The sequence below is a fragment of the Streptosporangium sp. NPDC006930 genome, assembly GCF_040635605.1.
Lineage (GTDB): Bacteria > Actinomycetota > Actinomycetes > Streptosporangiales > Streptosporangiaceae > Streptosporangium.
In genome coordinates this window covers 81,981-104,863 of sequence record NZ_JBEYID010000029.1, presented here as the reverse complement: position 1 = coordinate 104,863, position 22,883 = coordinate 81,981, and the positions used below count along the sequence as shown (strand labels likewise).

At 68.1% G+C, this 22,883-nt stretch carries 27 protein-coding genes; 17 read left to right on the top strand and 10 right to left on the bottom strand.

The genetic code is table 11. The features are described from left to right. Positions 1 to 126 precede the first annotated feature (126 nt). Positions 127 to 444, top strand: coding sequence for a hypothetical protein (locus ABZ664_RS35430; RefSeq protein WP_362520320.1), 318 nt, complete (start codon positions 127 to 129; stop codon positions 442 to 444). Between the two features lie 28 nt (positions 445 to 472). On the opposite strand, the gene ABZ664_RS35425 is transcribed toward ABZ664_RS35430, so the two are convergent. Then, positions 473 to 883: an NAD(P)-binding domain-containing protein gene (locus ABZ664_RS35425; protein WP_362520317.1), complete on the bottom strand. Its 411-nt coding sequence runs from the start codon at positions 881 to 883 to the stop codon at positions 473 to 475. Beyond that, on the bottom strand, positions 883 to 1,209 hold the full coding sequence (locus ABZ664_RS35420) for a hypothetical protein (protein ID WP_362520314.1): 327 nt from the start codon (positions 1,207 to 1,209) through the stop codon (positions 883 to 885). The genes ABZ664_RS35425 and ABZ664_RS35420 overlap by 1 nt, the downstream gene beginning before the upstream one ends. Before the next feature lie 70 nt (positions 1,210 to 1,279). Between ABZ664_RS35420 and ABZ664_RS35415 the strand changes: the two genes are divergently transcribed. After that, positions 1,280 to 2,266 carry a MerR family transcriptional regulator gene (locus ABZ664_RS35415; protein ID WP_362520353.1) on the top strand — a complete coding sequence of 329 codons (987 nt, stop codon included), beginning with the start codon at positions 1,280 to 1,282 and terminating at the stop codon, positions 2,264 to 2,266. Positions 2,267 to 2,298: 32 nt separating this feature from the next. On the opposite strand, the gene ABZ664_RS35410 is transcribed toward ABZ664_RS35415, so the two are convergent. Continuing rightward, entirely contained in the window at positions 2,299 to 2,979 is a 681-nt protein-coding gene (locus ABZ664_RS35410) for a helix-turn-helix domain-containing protein (RefSeq protein WP_362520311.1), read from the bottom strand. A gap of 99 nt (positions 2,980 to 3,078) precedes the next feature. Here ABZ664_RS35410 and ABZ664_RS35405 point away from each other — a divergent pair, with 99 nt between their 5' ends. The 4 genes from ABZ664_RS35405 to sigJ all read left to right on the top strand — a co-directional run bounded on the left by ABZ664_RS35405 (position 3,079) and on the right by sigJ (position 5,945). Beyond that, positions 3,079 to 4,041, top strand: a complete 963-nt coding sequence (locus ABZ664_RS35405; protein ID WP_362520308.1) for an NAD(P)-dependent alcohol dehydrogenase — start codon at positions 3,079 to 3,081, stop codon at positions 4,039 to 4,041. A gap of 77 nt (positions 4,042 to 4,118) precedes the next feature. Next, positions 4,119 to 4,382 (top strand): hypothetical protein, encoded by a 264-nt coding sequence (locus tag ABZ664_RS35400; protein ID WP_362520306.1) that lies wholly within the window; start codon positions 4,119 to 4,121, stop codon positions 4,380 to 4,382. Then, positions 4,379 to 4,726, top strand: a complete 348-nt coding sequence (locus ABZ664_RS35395) for a hypothetical protein (protein WP_362520303.1) — start codon at positions 4,379 to 4,381, stop codon at positions 4,724 to 4,726. The genes ABZ664_RS35400 and ABZ664_RS35395 overlap by 4 nt, the downstream gene beginning before the upstream one ends. A 376-nt stretch (positions 4,727 to 5,102) precedes the next feature. Beyond that, on the top strand, positions 5,103 to 5,945 hold the full coding sequence (sigJ, locus tag ABZ664_RS35390) for an RNA polymerase sigma factor SigJ (RefSeq protein WP_362520300.1): 843 nt from the start codon (positions 5,103 to 5,105) through the stop codon (positions 5,943 to 5,945). Positions 5,946 to 5,997: 52 nt separating this feature from the next. Here the strand turns inward: sigJ and ABZ664_RS35385 are convergent, their stop codons facing one another. The 3 genes from ABZ664_RS35385 to ABZ664_RS35375 form a co-directional block, all read right to left on the bottom strand. Beyond that, the gene (locus ABZ664_RS35385) at positions 5,998 to 6,624 is read right to left on the bottom strand and encodes a hypothetical protein (protein ID WP_362520298.1); all 627 of its coding nucleotides are present in this window, start codon (positions 6,622 to 6,624) and stop codon (positions 5,998 to 6,000) included. Positions 6,625 to 6,735: 111 nt separating this feature from the next. Next, positions 6,736 to 7,905 carry a hypothetical protein gene (locus ABZ664_RS35380; protein ID WP_362520295.1) on the bottom strand — a complete coding sequence of 390 codons (1,170 nt, stop codon included), beginning with the start codon at positions 7,903 to 7,905 and terminating at the stop codon, positions 6,736 to 6,738. 53 nt (positions 7,906 to 7,958) lie between these two features. Beyond that, positions 7,959 to 8,291: a Tn3 family transposase gene (locus ABZ664_RS35375; protein WP_362520347.1), complete on the bottom strand. Its 333-nt coding sequence runs from the start codon at positions 8,289 to 8,291 to the stop codon at positions 7,959 to 7,961. A 221-nt stretch (positions 8,292 to 8,512) separates the two neighbouring features. Here ABZ664_RS35375 and ABZ664_RS35370 point away from each other — a divergent pair, with 221 nt between their 5' ends. Next, the gene (locus ABZ664_RS35370; RefSeq protein WP_362520292.1) at positions 8,513 to 8,860 is read left to right on the top strand and encodes a DoxX family protein; all 348 of its coding nucleotides are present in this window, start codon (positions 8,513 to 8,515) and stop codon (positions 8,858 to 8,860) included. Between the two features lie 120 nt (positions 8,861 to 8,980). On the opposite strand, the gene ABZ664_RS35365 is transcribed toward ABZ664_RS35370, so the two are convergent. After that, a complete protein-coding gene (locus ABZ664_RS35365) occupies positions 8,981 to 9,682 on the bottom strand; it encodes a thermonuclease family protein (protein ID WP_362520289.1) in 702 nt (233 codons plus the stop codon). Positions 9,683 to 10,442: 760 nt separating this feature from the next. Here ABZ664_RS35365 and ABZ664_RS35360 point away from each other — a divergent pair. Next, on the top strand, positions 10,443 to 10,907 hold the full coding sequence (locus ABZ664_RS35360) for a restriction endonuclease (protein ID WP_362520286.1): 465 nt from the start codon (positions 10,443 to 10,445) through the stop codon (positions 10,905 to 10,907). 153 nt (positions 10,908 to 11,060) lie between these two features. On the opposite strand, the gene ABZ664_RS35355 is transcribed toward ABZ664_RS35360, so the two are convergent. The 3 genes from ABZ664_RS35355 to ABZ664_RS35345 form a co-directional block, all read right to left on the bottom strand. Beyond that, the gene (locus ABZ664_RS35355; RefSeq protein ID WP_362520283.1) at positions 11,061 to 11,882 is read right to left on the bottom strand and encodes an alpha/beta hydrolase; all 822 of its coding nucleotides are present in this window, start codon (positions 11,880 to 11,882) and stop codon (positions 11,061 to 11,063) included. A gap of 19 nt (positions 11,883 to 11,901) precedes the next feature. Then, a complete protein-coding gene (locus tag ABZ664_RS35350; RefSeq protein ID WP_344744621.1) occupies positions 11,902 to 12,471 on the bottom strand; it encodes a DJ-1/PfpI family protein in 570 nt (189 codons plus the stop codon). A 96-nt stretch (positions 12,472 to 12,567) separates the two neighbouring features. Further along, positions 12,568 to 13,311: a GntR family transcriptional regulator gene (locus ABZ664_RS35345; RefSeq protein ID WP_362520280.1), complete on the bottom strand. Its 744-nt coding sequence runs from the start codon at positions 13,309 to 13,311 to the stop codon at positions 12,568 to 12,570. A gap of 442 nt (positions 13,312 to 13,753) precedes the next feature. Here ABZ664_RS35345 and ABZ664_RS35340 point away from each other — a divergent pair, with 442 nt between their 5' ends. The 9 genes from ABZ664_RS35340 (at position 13,754) to ABZ664_RS35300 (ending at position 22,590) form a co-directional block, all read left to right on the top strand. Then, positions 13,754 to 15,130 carry an extracellular solute-binding protein gene (locus tag ABZ664_RS35340; RefSeq protein WP_362520277.1) on the top strand — a complete coding sequence of 459 codons (1,377 nt, stop codon included), beginning with the start codon at positions 13,754 to 13,756 and terminating at the stop codon, positions 15,128 to 15,130. Beyond that, entirely contained in the window at positions 15,127 to 16,077 is a 951-nt protein-coding gene (locus tag ABZ664_RS35335) for a sugar ABC transporter permease (protein WP_362520274.1), read from the top strand. The genes ABZ664_RS35340 and ABZ664_RS35335 overlap by 4 nt, the downstream gene beginning before the upstream one ends. After that, positions 16,077 to 16,988, top strand: a complete 912-nt coding sequence (locus ABZ664_RS35330) for a carbohydrate ABC transporter permease (RefSeq protein ID WP_362520272.1) — start codon at positions 16,077 to 16,079, stop codon at positions 16,986 to 16,988. The genes ABZ664_RS35335 and ABZ664_RS35330 overlap by 1 nt, the downstream gene beginning before the upstream one ends. Then, positions 16,988 to 18,055: an ABC transporter ATP-binding protein gene (locus ABZ664_RS35325; RefSeq protein WP_362520269.1), complete on the top strand. Its 1,068-nt coding sequence runs from the start codon at positions 16,988 to 16,990 to the stop codon at positions 18,053 to 18,055. The genes ABZ664_RS35330 and ABZ664_RS35325 overlap by 1 nt, the downstream gene beginning before the upstream one ends. Beyond that, the gene (locus tag ABZ664_RS35320; RefSeq protein WP_362520266.1) at positions 18,055 to 19,131 is read left to right on the top strand and encodes an ABC transporter ATP-binding protein; all 1,077 of its coding nucleotides are present in this window, start codon (positions 18,055 to 18,057) and stop codon (positions 19,129 to 19,131) included. The genes ABZ664_RS35325 and ABZ664_RS35320 overlap by 1 nt, the downstream gene beginning before the upstream one ends. Positions 19,132 to 19,166: 35 nt before the next feature. After that, entirely contained in the window at positions 19,167 to 19,331 is a 165-nt protein-coding gene (locus tag ABZ664_RS35315) for a hypothetical protein (RefSeq protein WP_362520263.1), read from the top strand. A gap of 76 nt (positions 19,332 to 19,407) precedes the next feature. Next, a complete protein-coding gene (locus ABZ664_RS35310; RefSeq protein WP_362520260.1) occupies positions 19,408 to 20,868 on the top strand; it encodes an NAD-dependent succinate-semialdehyde dehydrogenase in 1,461 nt (486 codons plus the stop codon). Next, on the top strand, positions 20,865 to 21,353 hold the full coding sequence (locus ABZ664_RS35305; protein WP_362520257.1) for an Ldh family oxidoreductase: 489 nt from the start codon (positions 20,865 to 20,867) through the stop codon (positions 21,351 to 21,353). The genes ABZ664_RS35310 and ABZ664_RS35305 overlap by 4 nt, the downstream gene beginning before the upstream one ends. A 1-nt stretch (position 21,354) precedes the next feature. Further along, positions 21,355 to 22,590 carry an iron-containing alcohol dehydrogenase gene (locus tag ABZ664_RS35300; protein ID WP_362520254.1) on the top strand — a complete coding sequence of 412 codons (1,236 nt, stop codon included), beginning with the start codon at positions 21,355 to 21,357 and terminating at the stop codon, positions 22,588 to 22,590. Positions 22,591 to 22,883: the final 293 nt, after the last annotated feature.

Genomic DNA, 22,883 nt, shown 5'->3' with positions numbered 1-22,883 from the left:
GGGACGGCTAGCGTGATCGCCGAACTGCCGGGAGGCGGGGCCGAGGTGATCGCGTCACGTGGGAAGAGCCCTTGACCCGAACGAGCTGTTCGACCATGACGCCGTGGAGTTTGGGACCGACTGACGATGAGCGCGGAAGAGGATTTCAAGCAGGTCGGCGCCGAGCTGGCCGACCTGGGCGTATGGATCTCCACGATGATGGGGAGTCCCGCGCTGAAAGATCAGGCGGGGAAGGTGTTCGCGAGCCTGCAGCGCGACGGCGCGATGGTGTTCCGGCTGGTCAGGGACACCGTCGAACACGCGGCCGCGCTCCAGCTGGCCGGGGCGTCCCTGTTCGACCCCTCGGGGCGGGGCAGGGCGATGAAGGACTGGGTGGTCGTGCCTCACTCCTGGGCCGGGAAATGGACGGATCTGGCCGAGGCCGCCCTCAGCCGCCCACGCTGAGCGGGCCACGACCGCTACCGCTGGACGGTCAGCCGTCATCGCGGCCTTCCGCGGGCGGCCGGGAGGTCCTGGCCTCGATGGCGTGGATGACGGCCGCCATGTCCGCCCCGCCGTGTCCCAGCGCCAGGGTCTCACCGAACAGGGCGAGGCAGACGTCCACCAGGGGAGAGGCCGTCCCCGAGCCACGCGCGGCCTCTGCGATCAGCCGGTTGTTCTTCAGCACGGCATCGATCGCGGCCTCGTCGGCCAGCATCAGCATCACCACGCGGGTCCGTTCGAACACCTCGGCGGGGCCCGCCGCCACCCTCGCGCCGGCCGCGCGCAGGTCCTCGCACCGGCCCGGGGAGCGGTTCCAGACGATGAGGGGCGTGCCCGCCCGGGCCATGTTGAGCGCCATGGGCCGACCCATGAGGCCAAGACCGATAAAACCGACGTCCATCACCCACCTCCGCCGCGCCCCACGGCGGAGCACCGGCAGGACAGTTCTAGCAGCAGGTGGCGGTAACGGTCTTGAACGATTGTGCGGACGATCCCGTCTCCGTCGACGCCGAGTCGCTCCCTTCCAGAAGCCTCGTAGCGCACCAGGTTGCGGTTGACGAACACGCCGCCGGCGGTCCACGCGTAAAACAGCGACCGGCCGTAGTGATCCTTGGGCTCCTTGTCGGCGAGCAGGTACGTCCTTTTACCGACAGGCAGCAAGGTAGCGGTGCGTTTGGTGGCCGCGGTGAACCAGCACGCGCCGCGCTCAGGGGTGTCGACCTGCAAGAGTCTGCGAACGCGGCATCAAGGGCTTGCATCTCAAGCCGCTTGAGGTCGCATAGTGGGCGTCGTGGACATGAACGAGCTGTATGCCATTGGGGATGTCGCCCGGCGGACCGGCCTGAGCGTCAGTGCCGTCCGGTACTACGCGGACGCCGGTGTCGTCACGCCGGCCGCCGGCACCCCGGCGGGCCACCGCCTGTACGACGTTTCGGCCATCGCCCGGCTGGAACTGGTCCGGACGCTACGGGAACTCGACGCCGGCCTGAACGAGATCCGGCAGGTGCTGGCCGGCGAGGCGACGCTGCGCGAGTTGGCCGCCACCCATCTGACATTGCTGGCACGACAGGAGACGCGGCTGCGCAGCCGTCGCGCGGTGTTGTCGACCATCCTGCGGCAGGACTCCACGGCCGAGCAAGTCACGCTGATGCACAAACTTGTCGGTATGTCAGACGAGGAACGCGATCGGCTGATCGACGAGTTCTGGACTGAGGTCTCCACCGGCTGGGAGGCGCCGGAGCGGATGGTCGAGTGGTGGCGGGCGGCCCGGCCGGAGCTGCCGGAACATCCCACCGCGGCCCAGCTGGAGGCGTGGATCGAGCTGGCCGAGATGGTCCGGGACACCGAAGTCCGGCAGGCCGTGCGCCATGAGCTGTACGAGGTGTGCACCACCGGGGCCGGGCCGCTGATGACCTCGTCGTCGATGCTGGACAGCCTGGAGGCGGCCACACCGATCGGCCAGGCGGCGATGGACGCGGCGCGGGAGCAGGTGCCGCCGGACTCGCCACGAGGGCGCGAGATCGCCGACCAATGGATCGAGTGGCTGACCGGCATTCTCACGACACCGGACAGCCCCGGGAAGCCGGACACGCCCGAGTTCCGGATCCAGACGGCCGACCACATGCTGGCGGGCGCGGAGTGGGACCGCACGCCGCCGGAGCCAGAGGGACCGTTCGACCGGTACATGGCGCTGGTCAACGCCGTGAACAACGCGCCACCGGAGCGGTTCCCGTTCGAATGGCTGGCTGCGGCAATGCGCGCGTCCGCCCTACCAGCTCCTTGATTACTTCGACCCGAAGCGGCAGGCGCCTCGCGTCAGGCCATGGAGGGCCGCTGTCTCTGGGAGCCGTCGGCCGCGAGCGGGAAATCACGCAGCGACAGAGCACTCGGCGGAGGCAGGGCCCCGTGAGCCGCCTCGGCGCGGAACGACTGGAGCAGGTAGGCCACCAGACGCCGAGACGCGGCACTGTCATGCGGCAGCGCGGTGACCAGCCCGCAATGGGACAGCAGGGCCACGGCGAGGTCGGACGGATGGAAGTCGGCACGCAGCGCGCCCGCTGCCTGGGCTCTGCGGACCAGGGTCATGAGCTCCCGCTCGGCCCGTTCCCGGGACTGCGCGTGCTCCACCGTGCTGCCCGGGAAGACCGCGACGAACGCGGCCGAGAACCCCTGTTCCTCCCGCTGAAGCTCGCAGGCCGTCTCGACCACCCGCTGGAAGCCTCGCCAGGGGTCGGGGTCGGCCAGCGCCTCGGTGAGCGCTCGGGCGCAGGTCTCCATCTGCTGCGCGAACGCGGCCTGCACCAGGTCGTCCCGGGTCGGAAAACGCCGGTACAGCGTCGCGACGCCGACCCCGGCCCGTCGGGCCACGGTCGCCATGGGCGCGTCGATCCCGTGCTCGGCGAAGACCGCACGGGCGGCGACGAGGATGCGTTCCCGGTTGCGCCGGGCGTCGGCCCGCAGCCCCGGGCCCGCGATCCGAGAGGATTCCTCCACCATTGTCTCTCACCTCTGGTCCAAACGGACGGTGCCGTCCGGTTAAGAGCCTACGCTCGGGGCCAGACCCCCGCACGGCCGCTGGTGACGAAGGTGAGAAAGATGGACGACCGCATGATGAGAGCAGTACTTTTCGACCGCTTCGGTGGCCCCGAGGTGCTGTACGTGGGCCGGGTACCACGCCCCGAACCGGCACCCGGCGAAGTACTCGTGCGGGTGCGCGCGTTCAGCGTCAACGGCGGCGAACTGGCGGCCCGCTCCGGCCGCCTCCGGCTCTTCACCGGACAGAAGTTCCCGCAACGCGTCGGGCTGGATTTCACCGGCGAGGTCGCCGCGCTCGGCGCCGGCGCGACGGACGCCGCGGTCGGCGACCGGGTGTGGGGCATCGTGGGCCGCACCGGATTCGGCAGCGCCGCCGAGTACGTGGCAGTCCGGACCGAGCGGCTCGGCCGGGTCCCGGACGGACTGGATCTGGTGGCAGCCGCCGCGCTGCCGGTCGCGACCACGGCCATCACGGCGCTGCGCGACAAGGCCAGGCTGCGCCCCGGCGAACGACTGCTCGTCCGGGGCGCTGCGGGTGGCGTCGGCAACGCCGCCGTCCAGCTCGGACGGGCATATGGTGCCGAAGTCACTGCCCTGGCCCGCGCCGCCAACCTCGACTTCGTCCGCACGCTCGGCGCCCACCACGCCATCGACCACCGGACCGTCCCACCGAGGGAACTGGGCCTGTTCGACGTGGTCCTCGACACCGCGGGCACCGACCTGCGGTCCTTCCGGCGCCTGCTGACACCCGGCGGACGCATGGTCACCATCTCCTTCGACCTGACCCGGCTCGCCGCCTCACTCGGCTACATTGCCGCCAGCGCTGTGCACGGACGCGGTCGGGTGCGCTTCTTCAGCGGCAACCCTACGCGGGCGCTCTTCGACGACCTCGCCCGCCAGGCGGCGGCGGGGGGACTGCGCCCTGCGGTGGACAGGTGCTTCCCGCTGGAGGAGACAGCGGCGGCACACCGGGCGCTGGAGGCGGGCGGGGTGCGGGGCAAGTACGTGGTCAGGGTCGACTAAGGATCCCGATGGATCGGGCGGCGGAGGTCAGGAAGGCCGATTCTGGTCGGCGCTTGTCATAGTGCAGGCGGGAGCGCATGTCGACCGCCTGGTCACGCCGGCCGGCGCGCCACCGGCCGGCCGGCGCGCCACCGGCCGGCCGGTCGCCGGACATGGGCGGGCCCGAGGTGCGCCCCGCTGCCGATCTGGCCCGCGCCTACGCCCGCTCGCGCCCCAGCCGTCGGCCGGTGGTGTCGGTGCCGATGCCCGGGGCCGGCATCCGCGGCTACCGCAAAGGGGGACATCTCACCCCTGAGCACGCCGACGGCCGCATCACCTTCGAGCAGTTCCTCGCCGCATGAGTGCCCTCACCTGGCTGCGGGCGGGCCTGGCCTTCCTCGCCGTGGCGCAGTTCGCCGTGGGGTGTTGGGCGCTGTTGTTGCCCCGCTCGTTCTTCGACATTCCGTGGGTGGGGATGCGCATGCCGTACAACGCGCATCTGATGATGGACTACGGCGCGATGAGCATGGCCCGTACGGCGCTCGCCGTGTACCTGGTGTTCGCCGCGCCGCACCTAGTGATCCACGTCCAACTGCTGCACCATCTCACGCCCGGCGAACGCGTGCCGTTGCTGGCCGCACTCACGGCGGCCGTCGTGATCCCGCTGGTGCTGCTTCCGCTCACCAGCCGACTCGAAAAGGCGTAATTCCTCCACCTTTCCATAGAAAGGCGTCTTTGTTATGCCCGAAAACGTTCCGTTGCCGATCTGCGGGGACGCGGCTTGCCCCTTCAGCTGCGGCCCGTGATGGCCGTGTAGGTCGTGGGGGGTGAATGGTGAAGGTCATGGCGGTGGGGTTCACGAGATGCTCCGGCGGCTTCACAGGTGGCGTGCTTCGGGTGCCACCGGAATACGGCAGAAACGGGGCGGCGAGCTTGATCGCCGATATTAGGATCTAGGGCATCTACCACTATTGGTAACGGTTTCGAAGGTTCGGGTGGCGTCGATCGATCGGACGGCGTACCTGAGGTTCGCGCGAGCCGTATCGGAGCGAGCCGAGGTGTTTCCCCTGACAATCGAGCGGATGTTCGCCGAGCACCGCGGTCTGCTGCACGCCGTGGCCTACCGAGTACTCGGCAGCGTCGCCGAAGCCGAAGACGTGGTGCAGGACGCGTGGTTGCGCTGGAGCCGCGTCGATGTGGCGACCGTCGCGGACGCCGAAGGCTATCTGGTCAGGGTGGCCACCCGGCTGGCGATCGACCGGCTGCGCAGTGCACGCGTGCGACGGGAGTCCTATGTGGGATCGTGGCTGCCCGAGCCGCTTCTGACTGATCCGGATGCCGCGCAGAACGTGCTGCTCAAGGAGTCGGTGTCGACCGCGATGCTGCTGGTGCTCGAAACGCTCTCCCCGGTGGAACGCGCGGTGTTCGTGCTCAGCGAGGCCTTCGGGTACGGCCACCACGAGATAGCGCACCTCATCGGGCGCAAACATGCGACAGTGCGCCAGATAGCGCTCCGCGCCAGGAAGGCGGTGGAGACGCGGCACCGCCGCTATGACACCGATCAAGCGACCAGGCGGCAGGCCACCGAGCGGTTTCTGGCGGCCTGTCTCGGCGGCGACCTGAATGCCCTGATGGAGGTATTGGCGCCGGATGTGACCATGGTGAGCGACGGCGGCGGATTCACCGGCGCCCCTCGCAGGGCCATCCACGGCCGCGAGCGTGTGGCCCGCGCCGCCGTCATCCTGTCGGCACATCGGCCGTACGACTCGCTGGCGCAGATCTTCCAGGTCAACGACGGCCCGGGAATCATCATCCACTCAGGGCGCACACCGGTGCTGGCGGCCACCTTCCATCTGGTGAAGGGGAAAATCGAGGTGATCCACGTGGTCAGCAACCCGGAGAAGCTGACCGGCGTCGCGCTGTAAGGGGGCAGCCGGAATACGGGAGAAAGACACCGCGACCGTGGGTTCCCGCTGGTTAGCGGCGTTGGCCAGATGGGGCGAGATGTTCGGTGACGGCAGCGATTGCTTCGCTGCCGGGCCGGGTGTAGCGCATGGCGGTGCGGGGGTTCTTGTGCCGGGTCCTGGCCATGATGAGCTGTAGGGGGACTTCGGCGTCGCCGAGGTCGAGGTTTTTGACATTGAGGGCGAGGATCTCGGCGGCGCGGGCGGCGGTTTCGTAGAGCATCCGCCACAGGGTCTTCTCCCGCAGCGGCAGGTCTCGGCGCGACAGCAGCCGGTGGATCGTCGTCTTGGCGACCGCTTTGGTTTCGTCCGGGTGAGCGCAGCTCCGACCTTCGTCGGCGACCTCAGCCAACAGCCGACCCGCACCCAGAAGCGCGACGGTCCGGCCGATGGCCGATGCGTAGGCGCGATGGGTGTTCGGATTGCCGATCCGGTTCGTCGACAGAAACTGCTCGGCGACGTCGACGCCGTCGCCGCGCAGCGGCGAGACCTTCCGGCCTGCGGCCGCGCTCACACCAACGTCCGGACGATGTGCCGGATAACGTGCACAAGTCGCGCACCATCCCGGGGAACGAATCTCCTGCTCGACCACAGCGGCTGGCAGCGCATGTACGTGATAATAGACAGTTATCACGTACATGCTGTCATTGTCCGGAAGTGCGCCCGGCTACCGTGATCGGTATTGGGCTCTCCTCAGCCGTCAGGGGTTTCGCTGTCCAGTGGCGGCTGACCCTGCTCGAGAGGACTGTGTTCAGGGGAAGAGATTCGGCCAGTTGCCGCCGCGAGCGCGTACGTCCGCGGCCACCTCGTTCACCGACCGACCGTCGGTGTCAACGCGCAGATCATCTGCCCCGGCGCTGTCGAGCGCCTTGGCCTCGAACGGCGCTCGTGCGGCGATGCGGTGTAGGGCGTCCGAGTTCAGTCCTTTCAGCTCATCACCCGGTATGGTCGGCCCACCTCCCCATCCACGCTGCGCGACGCGCTCGGCCAGCGTTTCTGGCCCCGCATGCAAGCGGCACACGGTCAATGCGGTTCCGGGCAGCAACTCGGCGTAGCCACGGAGAGTGTCATCGGAGTCTGCTTCCCCGGAGACGACCAGGCACTGGGCGCCAACCGTGCGGTGCCCTGCCCAGATGGCCGCGAGGTTGCGGGCCTTGAGGCGATGGCCTTCCACGTCATCGGCGGCAGGACGCAGCGCCCCGATCTGTTTCACATCGACGTAGGCGGCTCGCACGCCGCTCCGGTAGACCTGCATGAAGATCTCGTAGCCGACCGTCGACTTCCCAACCGCCGTAGCGCCGCGCAGCCACAGCACGGGTACCGGCACGGAAGCCGGTGCGACATCCGTCGAGCTCGGATGACTCTGCCGGTCAGCGGCACTGTGGAACGTCGCGGCGGGGAGGAGACCCGGCCATCCCCCAACCCGCTCACAGACCAGCCGGGCCGCCTCGGACACCACTAAGCCGCCCGTATCCACGCACACGTCGGCGTAGTCACTGCGTTCCAGGGCTTCCGCTTCAACGACCGCCTCCTGGACCAGATCCGGACGCCATCCCCGCGCGAGGAACCGTTCCTTGAGCTCAGCGCTATCAACGCGCAGTCGGCACACCGTGAACGCGGCCTCAGGAAGATGGGCGGTGTACTCACGAACCTCCTCGGGAGTGTCAACGAAGCCCGCAAGGACCAGACATTGCACCCCCTCCTGCCGGAAGTTCGGCCACATCGCAGCCAGATTCCGCGCGCGGAGGTGGTGCGTCACGCCCTCGGACATGGGATAGCACAGGCTGATTTGGTCAGCGTCGACAAACGCCGTCTTGACGCCAGCACGGCTCAGCTGCGCAAACACCTCCCAGCCAACCGTGGACTTCCCGACACCCGTAGGCCCCGACAGCCAGAGCAGAGGCAGAGAAACGTTGCTCATCCGCGCGACACTAGCGGGCCCCCGTGCAGCGAGCGAGTGCATTTTTGCCGCTGTCAGGGGGCGGGTGAGGCTCCGAACAGAACACGCGGTTCCAGGTCCAGCCGGGTGGCGGGTGCCTGGTCGGGTGGATTGAGGTTGAGGGTCCAGTTGCCGAACCGGCGGATGGTGTGGGTGATGTAGGGCGAGATGGTGGCCAGGTCGTCCAGATCGACGGGGTGGCCTTCGGCGGCCAGGGCGCCTGCGGCGTCGGTGACGTCACAGGCGGCGAAGTAGATGACGCAGTTGGCGAGCAGCTCGTTGAATTTGACGACCTTCTCGTGATGGTCGGGGTCGTTGTGGCTGATCAGCTTGCCGCCGTACATCAGCCAGTCGGCGAAACCGTGGATACGCGGTCCGATCGATCGAGGTCACACACAACCCCCGAGACCGTCACCAACATGATGACGACCACCTCAACGATCAGCCTTCAGCCCGCGGTGTCTTTGTCTCGTATTCCGGCTGCCCTTTGTAACACAGATCACACGGCGACGCGTCACTTCTCGGGCCGCCGTCTCGTCCGTGAGGCGATCAACCAGCCGATCGTTGTCATGGAAGAGGGAATACCTTGATGTTCGCGGTTTATCTCACGGTCACACTTCTCGCTGCGGTGCTCTACGGTATGGCAGCCATCGCCAACCTCATCGGCCATGACTACCCCAAGAGCCAGGCGGACATGTTGGGCGTGCCCCGGTCCTGGATGCGCCCATTGGGGATGCTGCTGGCCGCCGGGGCGCTGGGGCTGCTGGCCGGAATCGCCGTACCGATCCTGGGCACGCTCGCCGCCAGCGGGCTCGTGCTGTACTTCCTCGGCGCATTCGCAGCACACCTACGGGCCAACGACCACCACTTCGCCCCCTGGGCCCTCTTCTTCTGTACGGCGGTGGCCGCTCTGGCCGTCAACCTAACGTGCCGCTGAGCCCGGCGAGCGGAGGGATGCTTCGCGCCGAGGAGGTCGTCGACGAGCTGACCGAGCGATGCCTCACCGGATACCTCGTGAGCTCCCGCCCGTGACGGGCGGGAACTCAGGGGGTCGGGATCAGCGCTCGCAGACGATGCCGTCGCCGTCGCGGTCTTGATACCAGGCGTACTCGGGATCGGTTCCGCGGCGGTAGGGCCCGTATCCGGCGGCATTGGCCGCCGCGCACGTGGGGAAGCGAGGATCGTTGCCGCCCAAGGGCGGATCCGGCGTTGAGGTAGGCGCGGAGGTGGGCGCCGAGGTCGGATTCGGGGCCGGGGTGTTGGTGGTGTCGCACCGGCCTGACCAGATGCGCAGCCGCTCTCGCTTCGCCTTGGTCTGCTCGGCGCGCATCACGGTGATGTACTTGTCGTTCGGCTTGTACAGCACGGCCTTGCCGTAGCCGTAGCGCACCAGGTTGCGGTTGACGAACACGCCGCCGGCGGTCCACGCGTAAAACAGCGACCGGCCGTAGCGATCCTTGGGCTCCTTGTCGGCGAGCAGATACGTCGTCTTACCAACGGGTAACAAGGTAGCGGTGCGCTTGGTGGCCGCGGTGAACCAGCACGCGCCACGCTCAGGCGTGTCGACCTGCAAGAGGCGAACGCGGACGGTGGGGCCGGTACGGGTGAACCGCACATCGATCGTGTCACCGTCCACGATTTTTACGACCGTTGCTTTCTTTGCACCCTTCGGTACAGCGGCAGCCTCGGCGGGCGCGGCCACGGCCAGGGGAGCGGCGAGAACGACGGCGAGCAGGGACGCGCCAATACCTCGAGTCACAGGTCTCCTTCACGCAAGACAGAGTCTTGACCGTAACCTTATGGGTTCAATTCGACGCATATAGTCACCAATCTGGAATATGCGAAAATCCTTCACATTCAAGGCCGCATCGAAGTCATCGAACGGGCAGGTCACGAGGGTGCTCTAGGCAGGCAGGCCAGGCGGTCGCGAGGACACAGCGCTGTTGTTCGACGACCCGTACGGGGAGCCACCCATGGGCGGTGCGCCGAGGTGCTCTCGTCCACCGGCCCGGCCCCCCGAACCTGCCCGTGGCGGTACAGGGCAAGAGGTAAGCAGTGGAGGTGACCCGTGGTTGCGGCCCCTCGGGCACACTGCCCCTGAAGACCGGTACGTTGCGGCGATCATCGCCCCCGCCTCCCTCGGTCAGAGCCCGGACCCCGGCGCAGCTCCCGGCGCCCGAGCAGGTCTCCGACGGCGAGGAGTCGCCACCCGACCCGACCGAGGCGCCGTGAAACGGCATACCGGACCGCTTTGGCGGCGCCTTCCACAACCGCGAATGCCCGCTGGGCCGACGGAGTGGTGCGCCGCCGCTGTCATAGCGCTCATCCTCGGCTCTTTCGCGATTCAGATCATCAGCACCGTGGTCGACGCGATTTTCAGCACCTGGTATATCGGCGTTTCCGTAGGAGCATGCGCCGTTCTGGCGATTATCGGATGGTTTCAATGGAGGGCCATTGCCGCCCGGCACCGTTCTGCGCGACTAGGTCATCTGCAACTGACGCTGCCGCAACTGGATGCGATGAATCCCACCGATTTCGAGCGGGCCACGCGTGACCTCATGATCCGAGACGGCATCGCGGCCCGGCACGTGGGACAGCGCGGGGACAAGGCGGCCGATGTCATCGGCCGCGAGCGCGGCGGCTACGTCATCGTCGTGCAGTGCAAGCACACCACCACCACCGCCAAGGTCGGCTCCCGGGTGATCTACGAGGTCAACGGCACGGCCGCCGCCGCGCACGGCGGCGATGTCGCCGTGGTGGTCACCAACGGCTCCTTCACCCGCGACGCCCGCCAGACGGCCGCCGACTTCCGTATCCACCTGCTCGGCCGCGAGGAACTCGGGTGCTGGGCCGGCGGCGAGGCGTCCTTGCAACGTCTGCCGAGATTGACCACCCCACTGCGGCGCTGGCGGCGGCTGCGCCACACCTCGTCCCGGCTCATCCACCACCGCCCCGCCTCACGCCACGACCTCCTGCGGCCGTGAAACGAATGCGCGTCGAACGGGCATAGTGCCGCCCCGCTCACCGCCCAGGTCTGCCAGGCGGCGCCAATCAAGTGGGCAGACGCCGCACGGGCCTTGCGGCGTCGCGATGACCTCGGCCACTGCCTCGCACGGGCTGCGGACCTGTCACAGCAATCAGCGACCTCGTTCCCTGCCGAGAAAGCACGACAGGAGTCGCCTGAAGTCGTCCGGGTGCTCTATCGGCGGCACGTGCCCGCATCGGCCGAGCACGTGCAGACGGACATCGGCCAGGTGTTCGAGCAGGGGCAGGGCTGCCGTCCCGAGCGGGGTGACTCGGTCCTCGGCGCCGTGCACGAGCAGCACGGGCGCGCGGACCCCTGCCAGCGTTTGCGCCGAGAGGGTGAGATCGTCGGCCCAACGTGCCCTAGGTGGAGGGAACAACGACGCGTATGCGGCCGCCCCCGCTCGCATCGCGGCTGTACGGGCGGCGACGGCCGACTCGGTCACAAGCGCTTGGTCGAGGACGAGGCGACTCAACATGTCTCGTGCCCCGATTGGGCCGACGGGGGCGGCCCAAATCGCGTCGAGCTCGGCGGACAGCGGCGCCCCAGGGGCGCCCATCGTCGAGACCGCCACCACATGGGTGACCTGCTGGGGACGCGCGGCCGCCAACGCCAGCGCCACGGCACCGCCCATGGAGTGGCCCACCACGGCGTAGTGCTCGACACCGAGAGCATCCATCAGGCCCGCGGCCTGCTCCGTCCACAGCCGGAGCCCACCCCTGGAACCCTCCGGGATCGGTGTACGGCCGAACCCCGCCTGGTCAGGAGCCACCAGGCGCCAGGACGTGCCCAGCGCCTGTGCCGTCGTCGCCCAGGCTCCGGATCCGGTCGTGCCGGGTCCGGAGCCGTGCAGCATCAGCACCGCAGGGCCGGTGCCGCTCTCCAGGACGTGAACGGGGGAGCCGTCGACTGTGACGGTCCGAAGTGCCGTCATCGAGACCGGTCCGGTGTGCTCATGCGGATGCGGAGTTGATGGACTTCGAGAAGACGTCCATCATCGCCCGGCCGAACTGCGGCATGTCGGGCCAGCCGCGGCAGGAGACGAGGTTGCCGTCCACGACGTCGGGAGCGTCGATGACCGTCGCGCCCGCGTTCTCCATGTCGCCGGTGATGGGGGGGAAGCACGCCGTCTTTCGGCCCTTCAGCAGCCCGTACACGGCCGGGACCTGCGCGCCGTGGCACACCAGCGCGATCGGGAGGTTGCGCGCGAAGAAGTGCTCGGTGATGCGCCTGACGTCGGCGTCGACCCGGATCCACTCGGGGGCGCGTCCCCCGGGGATGATGAGGGCGTCATAGCGCTCGACGTCGACGTCGGCCCAGGGCACGTCGACCGGCAGCTTTCGGCCGTTCTTCTCCACGTAGGCGTCGGAGTTGGGGTCGAACTCGTGGATGACAAGCTGAACGTCACGCATGGTGCGTGACGAGACGTCAACGTCCCAGCCTCCCTCCTGCACACGATAGTAGGGATACATGGTGTCGAGCTCCTCGGCGGCGTCGCCGGTCAGGAGCAGCGCTCTGGGCACCTGCTTCTCCTCGCATCTGGGCGGGTGAGATGGATCCAATCCGATCCGATCCGATCCGCTCCGGTTGGGTTAGCATTCCTCGGCCCGGCCCGCCCGTCAAGCCTTTGCCGTCATTCCGTCCGCGTCCTGGGCCTCGTCGAACAATCGTCGGAACCGCTCGCCGGACAGCAGGATGTGCCGACGCATGGCGTAGGCGGCGGCATCGGGGTCACGCGCGGCGATCGCGGCCAGAACCTCTTCGTGCTCGGCCATGGCCAGGTGAGTGACCTGGGTGTCGTGGAGAAGCCGGAACAGGTGCACGTGCGTGTGCAGGCGAGCGAGCGCTTCGCGGATGACCTGGTTCTCCGCGCTCAGGGCGATGAGATCGTGAAAAGCGGCGTCGCGTAGCCCGAAGGCGCCATAGGCCATGGCACCGTCGCCCCCCTCCAGCTCCGCCATCTCCTCCAGCATTCGTCGCAGACCGGCCACCTGTTTCGAGGATGCGCGTTCGGCGGATCTGCGCGCCGCTGCCGGCTCGAGGAGCAGGCGGACCTCGACCATGTCCTCGAATCGGTGACGGGTGATCTGGGGAGGAATGCGATAACCGGCATGCGGCACACGCACGACCAGGCCTTCGGCCTCCATGCGGTTCAGAGCGTCTCGGATCGGCGTCTGCGAGACCCCCAGCTCTCGCGCCAAAGCGTCGATCGTGACGCGCGAGCCAGGCTCGATCCGTAGCGACATCAGCTGTCCGAGCAGCGTGTCGTACACCTCGTCGGCAAGTCGGCCGCGAGATCTCCCCGGCGGCGTTCCGCCCCTCATGGCCCCACGGCGCCGCGCGATCATCGCTTCGTCGTCCATCGTGACGAGAGGTCCTTTCTTGCGCCTTCGGGAACCTGTTGACATCGGTCGCAACGCTACGGGATATTGACGCCCCCACCCGGATCGTATAGGAAAGGTGGCGGATGCCAGCCATCCTTCACCCATCGGGGAACCGCCCGCCATCGCTCCGCTTCGATCAGTTGGAGCTCCCATGAGCATGCTCGACGTCCTACTCGATTCGCCATCGGGCCCACAAGGACCAAAGGACCTCTCGACTGCCTGAAGCCCCATCACGTCGCGGCGTACTCGTGACGCCGGTCCGCAGGTCAGCCCCTGCGACAGCCGGCAACACGCCTGAACAACCCAGCAATTGCTCGGCGAAGCACACAGCAGGGCTCCAAAAGTCCCCACCCCCCAGAAAGCAGGCAAGAGGATGCGGTATCCCAAGCGGATAGGACGACTGTCCGTTTCCACTCGAAAGGTGCAGCTGGCGACGGTGGCCATGTTGGTGGCCACGACCATGGCGGCTTGCGGCGGCCAGGACGACGGCGCGGCGAGCGCCCCCAAGGCGCCGGCGGACATCCCGGAGCTCACCAAGGACCCGCTGACCCTCAGCTTCATCTGGTTCGAGTGGCCCCCCGCCAAAGCTCTGGAAGACTTCGCGAACGCGGAGTACACCAAGGAGCGGTCGAACGTGACCATCAAGGTCAACACCGTGCCGAACGCGAACTGGCACGACGCGATGTTCACCCAGTTCGCAGCGAACAAGACCGACTTCGACATCCCGATCCTGGACTCGCAGCACATCGGTGAGGCCGTGACGAACGGCAACATCCTCGACATCACCGACTTCGTCAAGAAGAACATCGACGTCAACGCCTACAACCCGTACCTCCTGGCGGCCTACGGCCAGTACCCCCAGGCGGAGACCGGGCAGCGCGACGAGAACGCCAGCCTGTACGGCCTGCCGCTGCTCGGCGACACCTGGACGATGATCTACCGCAAGGACCTGATCGGCGACAAGCCGCCGCAGACCTGGGACGAGATGATCGCAGCCGCCGAGAAGTGCCAGACGGACAACCCCGGCGTCAGCGGGCTGGCTTTCCACCAGGCCAACGGCTCGGACGCCGCGGCCGTGACCTACAACACGGTCAACGGCGTCTACGGCGGCAAACTCTGGGACTCCAAGGCGCGCAAGATCGAGGGCGTCATCAACGACGCCGCGGGCCAGGAGGCGATGGACGTCCTGGTCAACAAGATGAAGCCGCTGACCGCCGCGGGCTCCGGCAACTGGTTCATCGACGAGGTGAACGCGGCGGTCGCCCAGGGCAAGGCATGCATCGCGTTCAACTGGATCGCCGCGAGCGGCGGCCTGCTCGACCCGAAGGAGTCGACGCTCGGCACCACGCGGGAGGAGATCCTCGAGAAGCTGGGCTTCGCCACCCTGCCGAAGCAGAAGACGGACCTGGTGCCGCTCGGCGGCATGGGGATGCACGTGTCGGCCTACTCCTCCCCGGAGAAGCAGGCGGAGGCCCTGAACTTCATGAAGTGGTTCGAGCAGGCTGACATCCAGAAGAAGTGGGCGGCCGCCGGTGGTGTGCCCGCGCGTACGGACGCCCTGGCCTCGCCCGAGTTCCTCAACGCCGGGCCGTTCAACCAGGTGTACGCCGACTCGGTCACCCGGATGCGGGACATGTGGAACGTGCCTGAGTACGCGCGCCTCATCGACATCGAGAACACCAACGTGAACGCGGCTCTCAACGGCGCGAAGAACCCGAAGGACGCGCTCAACGACATCGCCAAGGAGCAGCAGGGCGTGCTCGACTCCGCCGGCCGCAAGGGCGGCGGCGGACTGTGAGTGACCCCGTCTCTCTGACGACGGACCACCCGGTGCAGGAGGCGTCGCAGACGCCTCCTGCACCGGGGCGGTCCCGCCACCTGAGCGACCGCTGGCTCACGGTGGCCTTCATCTCCCCCGCGCTGCTGCTGTTGCTCGCGATGTCGGTGTTCCCGCTGCTGTGGGCGTTGTACCTGTCGTTCACCGACTACTCGGCCACCCGCGGGGGGGCCGCCACTTTCGTCTGGTTCGAGAACTTCACCGCCATCCTGACGTCGGCGCAGGTCCACCTGAGGGCCTTCACGACGTTGATCTACGTGGTCGGCGCGGTCACCCTGCAGACCGTGCTCGGTTTCTCCATCGCCTACCTGATCTCACGGCGCACGCACGGGCGAGGACTGCTGACCACGCTGTTCCTGATTCCGATGATGCTGTCGCCGGTCGTGGTCGGGCTGTTCTGGCGATTCATGCTCGACGCGCAGTTCGGCGTGATCAACAGCATGCTCGGCTCGCTCGGCCTGGGGCAGGTGGAGTGGCTCACCCGGCAGAACACGGCATTGATCTCCCTGATCGTGGTCGACACCTGGCAGTGGACGCCGTTCATCATGCTCATCGCACTCGCGGGCCTTACCGCGGTCCCCAAGTACCTGTACGAGGCCGCCTCGATCGACCGGGCGTCCGAGTGGTTCCGGTTCCGCACCATCACTCTTCCGCTGGTGTGGCCGCTGCTCCTCATCGCCGTGCTGTTCAGGGCCATCGAGGCCTTCCGGCTGTTCGACCTCGTCTACATCCTCACCAGCGGAGGTCCGGGGGTCTCCACCGAGACGTTGTCGTTCCACGTCTACAAGGTCGCGTTCCTGGGCTTCAACACCGGAACCGCCTCGGCGTACGGGATTCTCATGGTCCTCGTCGTCATCGTCCTCGCGCAGCTCTACATGCGCTACCTGAACAAGCTCAAGGAGGACTGATGGCCGTCTCCGTCGACGAGGCCGTGTCCCCAGGTCCTGTCCAGGATCACCGGCCCCCAGGGCGCCGCTTCGGCGGCCGGGGACGCGCCGTGCTGGAGATCGCGTTGCTGGCCGTGCTGGCCGCCGTGATGCTCTTCCCGGTGCTGTGGATGATCGAGACGTCCATCAAGGAGAACCGGGACGTCTACGCCATCCCGGCCAAGTTCTTCAACTTCACGGTCACTTTGGACCATTTCAAGGACGTCTTCGTCGCCTCCGGTGGCGGTCCCTCGACCTTGTCCGGCGCGTTCCTCAACTCCGTCGTGGTCGCCGGGGTCTCCACGGTGCTGGCCACCGTGCTGGGGGTCCCGGCGGCCTGGGCCTACTCACGCTTCGCCGTGAAGGCCAAGAAGGACCAGCTGTTCTTCATCCTGTCCACCCGGTTCATGCCGCCCGTGGTGGTCGTGATCCCGATCTTCCTCATGTACCGCCAAGTCGGACTCTTCGACACCAAGCTCGGCCTGATCCTCATCTACACCGCGTTCAACGTCCCGTTCACGATCTGGATGATGAAGGGGTTCGTCGACGAGGTGCCCGCGGAGTACGAGGATGCCGCCATGCTCGACGGTTACACCCGCCTGCAGGCGTTCTGGAAATTCACCCTTCCCCTGCTCCTGCCCGGCATCGCCGCGACGGCGGTCTTCGCCCTCATCTTCTCGTGGAACGAGTTCGTGTTCGCCATCTTCCTCACCTCCAGCGACGCCGTGCGGACGGCCCCACCCGCCATCGCCGGCCTCATCGGCGGAACCACTGTGGACTGGGGTCTCGTGGCCGCCGCCTCCATAGTGTTCGCCCTACCGGTGCTCGTCTTCGCCTACCTGGTGCGCAAGCACCTCGTCGCCGGTGTGACGCTCGGGGCGGTGCGACGCTGATGGCGGGCATCGAGGTGACCGCGCTGCACAAGCGCTACCCGGACGGGACGGTCGCGGTCGAGCACGTGGACCTGTCCATCGCCGACGGCGAGCTGTTCGTGATGCTCGGCCCTTCGGGCTGCGGCAAGACGACCACGCTGCGGGCCATAGCCGGCCTGGAGAGGCAGACGACGGGCGACATCCGCATCGGCGACACGCTGGTCAACGACCTGCCGCCCGCCGAGCGCGACATCGCCATGGTGTTCCAGTTCTACGCTCTCTACCCCCATCTGAGAACCCGCGACAACCTGGCGTTCCCCCTGCGGGCCGAGGGACTGCCCAAGCAGGAGGTGCAGGAGCGGGTCGACGAGGCCGCCCGGCTGATGCGGCTCGGTCCGCTCATGGACCGGCGACCGCACCGGCTGTCCGGCGGGGAGCAGCAGCGCGTCGCGCTCGCTCGCGCCCTGGTGCGACGACCGCGCGCGTTCCTCATGGACGAACCCCTCACCAACCTGGACGCAGAGCTGAGGGCGGACATGCGCACGGAGATCAAGCACCTCCAAGGGGAGCTGGGGACGACGATGGTCTACGTCACCCACGACCAGGTCGAGGCGATGTCGCTCGGTCACAGAATCGCCATCCTCAACAAGGGCCGCGTCGAGCAGATCGGCACACCGCTGGAGGTCTACGACCGTCCGGCGAGTCTCTTCTGCGCCGCGTTCATCGGCTCCCCGCCGATGAACCTGATCGAGGTGGAGCTGGCCGACGGGCAACTGCGCAGCAAGAGCGGACTGGCCCTCGCGCCACCGCCGAACCTGCCACGCGACCGTTCCCTGGTCGCGGGCGTCCGGCCGGAGGCGCTGGAAGTCACGGAACCAGGGGCGGAACGTTCGGTCCCGGCCCGCGTGCTCTCGGCGGAGTGGTTGGGCGACGAGATCATCTACGTGGTCGATTACGGCGACCGGCGCGACGTACGGGTTCGGATGCCACTGACCGTCCGTTTCGCTGCCGACGCGCCGGTCGGGCTGCGGCACACCGGCGGGCCCCCGCCCGTCTACGACGCGAGCACGGAAGAGCTGGTGGCCTGATGGGAACCGTGGCAGTACACGGGCTGTCCAAGTCCTTCGGTAAAGTCCAGGCCCTCGACGGGGTGACGCTGGACGTGCCGGACGGCTCGTTCTTCGTCGTGTTGGGGCCCTCCGGGGCAGGCAAGACGACGACCCTGCGAGCGATCGCCGGCCTTGAGAAGCTCGACGCCGGGTCGGTGCACCTGGACGGTAGAGACGCGACCGGTGACACCCCGGCCGCACGCGACCTGGCCATGGTCTTCCAGAGCTACGCCCTCTACCCGCGACTCACGGCGTACGAGAACATCGCCTCGCCACTGCGGGCACGCCGCTGCTCTTCCAGCGAGATCGCCGCCGCCGTCGAGAAGATGTCGAGCCTGTTGCACATCGAACGCCTGCTGCAGCGTCGTCCCGCGCAGATGTCGGGCGGTGAGATGCAGCGTGTCGCCCTGGCCCGGGCACTGGTCCGTCGCCCGCGCGCGTTCCTCATGGACGAGCCGCTGACCAACCTCGACCTCAAGCTCCGCGTCGAGATGCGCACCGAGCTCACCCGCATCCACCGGAGCCTCGGGGGAACCTTCATCTACGTGACCAACGACCAGGTCGAGGCCCTGTCCATGGCCGACCAGGTCGCGGTCCTCAAGGAGGGGAAGGTGCAGCAGGTCGGAACGCCGACCGAGGTGTACGAGCGTCCGGCCAACCAGTGGGTCGCAGGCTTCGTCGGGAGCCCGGCGATCAGCCTGCTCGCCTGCCACGCCGAGGGAGATCGTCTGGTCGGGGCGGAAGGCTGGACGCTGCCGCGGCCCCGCTGGACCACGGCTGAGGACGGTCGTCCGCTGCTGCTGGGCCTGCGCGCGGAGGACCTGTCCGTCGAGCAGCGTGGGAGCGCGTCGTTGCCGGGTGAGCTCTACGGCCTTGAGCCGCTCGGTGACCGGACGGTGGTCGACGTCCGGGTGGGGACGGAGATGCTCAAGATCAAGGCACGCCCCACCGTCACCGGCACGCCGGGCGAGCGGCTGCTTGTCACGGTCGACCTGGACCGTGCGCACCTGTTCGATGCCGGCACCGGGCTGGCGCTGTCCGAGGCCGGGAGGTAACCGCGCGGGGCGGCGACGTCGACATGCGTCCGCACGTGGCAATCGAGCCTCGGCGGACCGTCACCGGTGAGCACGGCCTGACGACGCCGAAGCGGCCATGGCCCCAGAAGGCGATCGGTGGCGCGGGGCATCGCCCCGCGGCCAGGGCCGAGGTCACGTTCGACCCGCTCGGCAACCTCGACCCCGACCAGGTCGTGTGACCCGTTCGTCAACGCGTGTGGCGCGATCGCCGAGGTCACGCCGGACATCACCAAGAACATCACAGGAGGCGACGCAATGAGTGACCCGATGAACGTCCTGGCCCCCGAGCACCGGCGGCTCCGGATCGGCGACGCCTGGCGCGACGCCGCCGGCGGAGCCACCTTTGCCGTCGAGGACCCGGCCACCGGCAAGACCATCGCCGAGGTGGCGGACGCCGACGTCGTCGACGGGCTCGCCGCTCTGGACGCGGCGAGCAAGGCAATGACGGAGTGGGTGGCGACCCCGCCGCGAAAACGGTCGGAATTGCTGACCGCGACGTACCGGGCACTGACCGAGCGATCCGAGGAGGTCGCCCGGCTGATAACGCTCGAGATGGGCAAGCCGCTCGCCGAGGCTCGGGGAGAGGTGGCCTACGGCGCCGAGTTCTTCCGTTGGTTCGCCGAGGAGGCGGTGCGCGTCGAGGGGCGCTACAACACCGCTCCCGCTGGTGGATATCGCATCCTCACCGTGCCGAAGCCGGTCGGACCGTGCGTCTTCGTGACACCCTGGAACTTTCCGCTGGCCATGGGGGCCCGCAAAATCGCTCCTGCGCTGGCGGCGGGCTGCACGACGATCACCAAGCCGGCAGCCCAGACGCCACTCACCATGCTGTTCCTGGCCCGCATCATGGAGGAGGTCGGCGTTCCCCCGGGCGTCGTCAACGTCGTGACGACCAAGCGTTCCGGTGAGGTGGTCTCAGCACTGCTGGCCGACCGCCGGACCCGCAAGCTTTCGTTCACCGGGTCGACCGAGGTCGGGCGCGTGCTGCTACGACAGGCGGCGGACAACGTGCTGCGCACCTCCATGGAACTGGGCGGCAACGCGGCCTTGATCGTGTGTGCCGACGCGGACCTGGACGTCGCGCTCGACGGTGCCATGGTGGCCAAGATGCGCAACATCGGGGAGTCCTGCATCGCGGCCAACCGGATCTACGTCGAGGAGCCGGTGCGCGAGGAGTTCACGGCGCGCTTCGCCGAGCGGATGGCCGCGCTCTCGGTGGGCCATGGTCTCGACGACGGCGTGAACGTCGGGGCGTTGATCGACGAGCCCTCGGTCACCAAGATCGACGAGCTCGTCGCCGACGCGGTCGATCGCGGCGCCCGTGTCCTGGTGGGCGGCGAGCGTCCGGAGGGGCCGGGCCACTTCTACCCGCCTACGGTCCTCGTCGACGTGCCCGAAGACGCACAGATACTGGAGGCGGAAATCTTCGGCCCGGTGGCGCCGATCATCTCGTTCACATCCGACGACGAGGTGATGGCGAAGGCCAACGACACCGAGCACGGCCTGGCCGGATACGTCTTCACCCGTGACCTCCAGCGGGCGCTCCGGTTCGCCGAGGGGCTGGAGACGGGGATGATCGGCGTCAACCGTGGCCTGATCTCGGACCCGTCGGCTCCGTTCGGAGGCGTGAAGCAGTCCGGGATCGGCAAGGAGGGGTCGCACGAGGGCATCTTTGAGTACCTCGACGTCACCTACGCGGCGATCGACCTACCGTGACCGGCCTGCGGCTCCGGGTGCCCACCGAGGATCACCGCGCCCTGTGCACACATGACCTGACGGGCCTCCACCCGTGGGGCGGGACCCAGGCCACGGTCGGCACGAATCCGCCGGCCCCCGGGGACACCGTCGACTCCGCCGATGTGCGCGCCACAGACGCGGCCGCGGCGGTGGATGGGGCGATCAGCCCTTTCGGCGGTCCCAAGGGCCACGCCCTCGGGCTCATGATCGGGGTGCTGGTCGCGACCTTGACTCGTACCGCCCTTGGCGACGATGTCCGCGGGACCCTCGACCCGGCTGACCCGCCCACTGAGGGCGACGTCCTCATCGCGATGGACCCGAGGGCGCCCGGGCACGACCGGGTCCGGGCGCCCGGCGCGCGCCTGCGCCACCCGGCAGCCAACCTTGCCGACGCCGTCCCGGTCTCGCAGGTGACCTGCACGTCCGCCCAGCAAATCACCGCCGACGTTCCAGAGAGGCACTGACATGCTTGAGACCGTCCGCGGACCACGCCAGCTGATAGTGGGCGAAGGGGTCGCGCAGAACATCCCACGAGTGGTGACCGAGTGTGGCTCGCGAGTCCTCATCGTGACCGACCGGGTTCTTCTGGGGCAGCCGGGCGTGGCCGAGATCGTGGCCGCCGTGCGGGAGAAGGTCGAAGTCGTCGGGGTGTTCGCCGACGCGACTCCGGACGTGCCACTCACCGATGTCGCCCTGGCCGTCTCGGTCGCCGCAGAGGTGGACGCCGACGTAATCCTCGCCATCGGGGGTGGCACGGTGATCGACCTCGCCAAAATCGTCGGCGTCATCCGGTGCCACGGTGGGACGCCGCGCGACTTCTACGGCGAGTCGAGGGTGCCGGGGCCGACGATTCCTCTCGTCGCGGTCCCGACGACGTCAGGCACCGGCTCCGAGCTCACGCCCGTCTCGGTGTTGACCGACCCGGACCGCGAGCTGAAGGTGGGGGTCTCCAGCGTCCACATCGTGCCCGACTTCGCCATCGTCGACCCCGAGCTCACCTACACCTGCCCTGCGACCGTCACTGCCCACTCCGGCATCGACGCGTTTTGTCACGCGGTGGAGAGCTACACCGCGCGACCCCGGGCCCACGGACCACGCGACCTGGTGGAGCAGGTCTTCCTCGGCCGCAACCCGATCACCGATCACTACGCGCTCCTGGCCGCGGAGCGGATCGCCCGCAGCTTGCCCCGTGTCGTCAGGGACGGAGGCGACAAGGACGCGCGCGCGGACATGTCCTATGGGTCCATGCTGGCCGGGCTCGCGTTTTCCCACGCGGGCAACGCGGCTCCGCACGCCCTCCAGTACCCCATCGGCGCAGCCACCCACACACCGCACGGCCTGGGCGTCGGGCTGCTGCTGCCCTACGCGCTGGACGCGGCCAGGGACGCCATCGGCGACCGGTTGGCCATCCTCGCCAGGGTGTGCGGGCTCGACGTGACCGACGCCTCGGATGCCGAGGCCGCAGATACGTTCCTCACCTGGCTCGACGGGCTCCTTGCCGACATCGGCATCCCCGCCACCTTGGCGGACATCGGCGTGGCACGCGCCGACCTCCCGCGCTTCGCGGAGATGGCCAGTGGCGTCACCCGCTTGATCCAGAACCATCCAGGCCCGACCGACACCGCCAGCCTGACCGCGATCCTCGAAGCGGCCTGGATCGGGGACCGGACCCGACACGTCCTGACTCCGGAGCAGAGATAGTGACGGGCCTTTCACATGACGACGAGTTCCCTGCCCCACCCTGGGTATCGGAATCGTCGGTCACGCCTTAATAGGAGCCGAGACGCCCATTCCCAGGCCTGGCGCACGGCTGCGCGCCCACCAGGCCAGCCACAACCCCACCGGCCCACCTCGCTCCACGCGGTGACATAACGTCATCGTTCCACTGCGGATAGATCGACACGAGTGAACAACCGAATCGTGATCGCATCTGCTCTCGGTCCCGACCAGGCCGGCCACCACCCCAAGATCATTTCACTACCCGCCCAACAGGT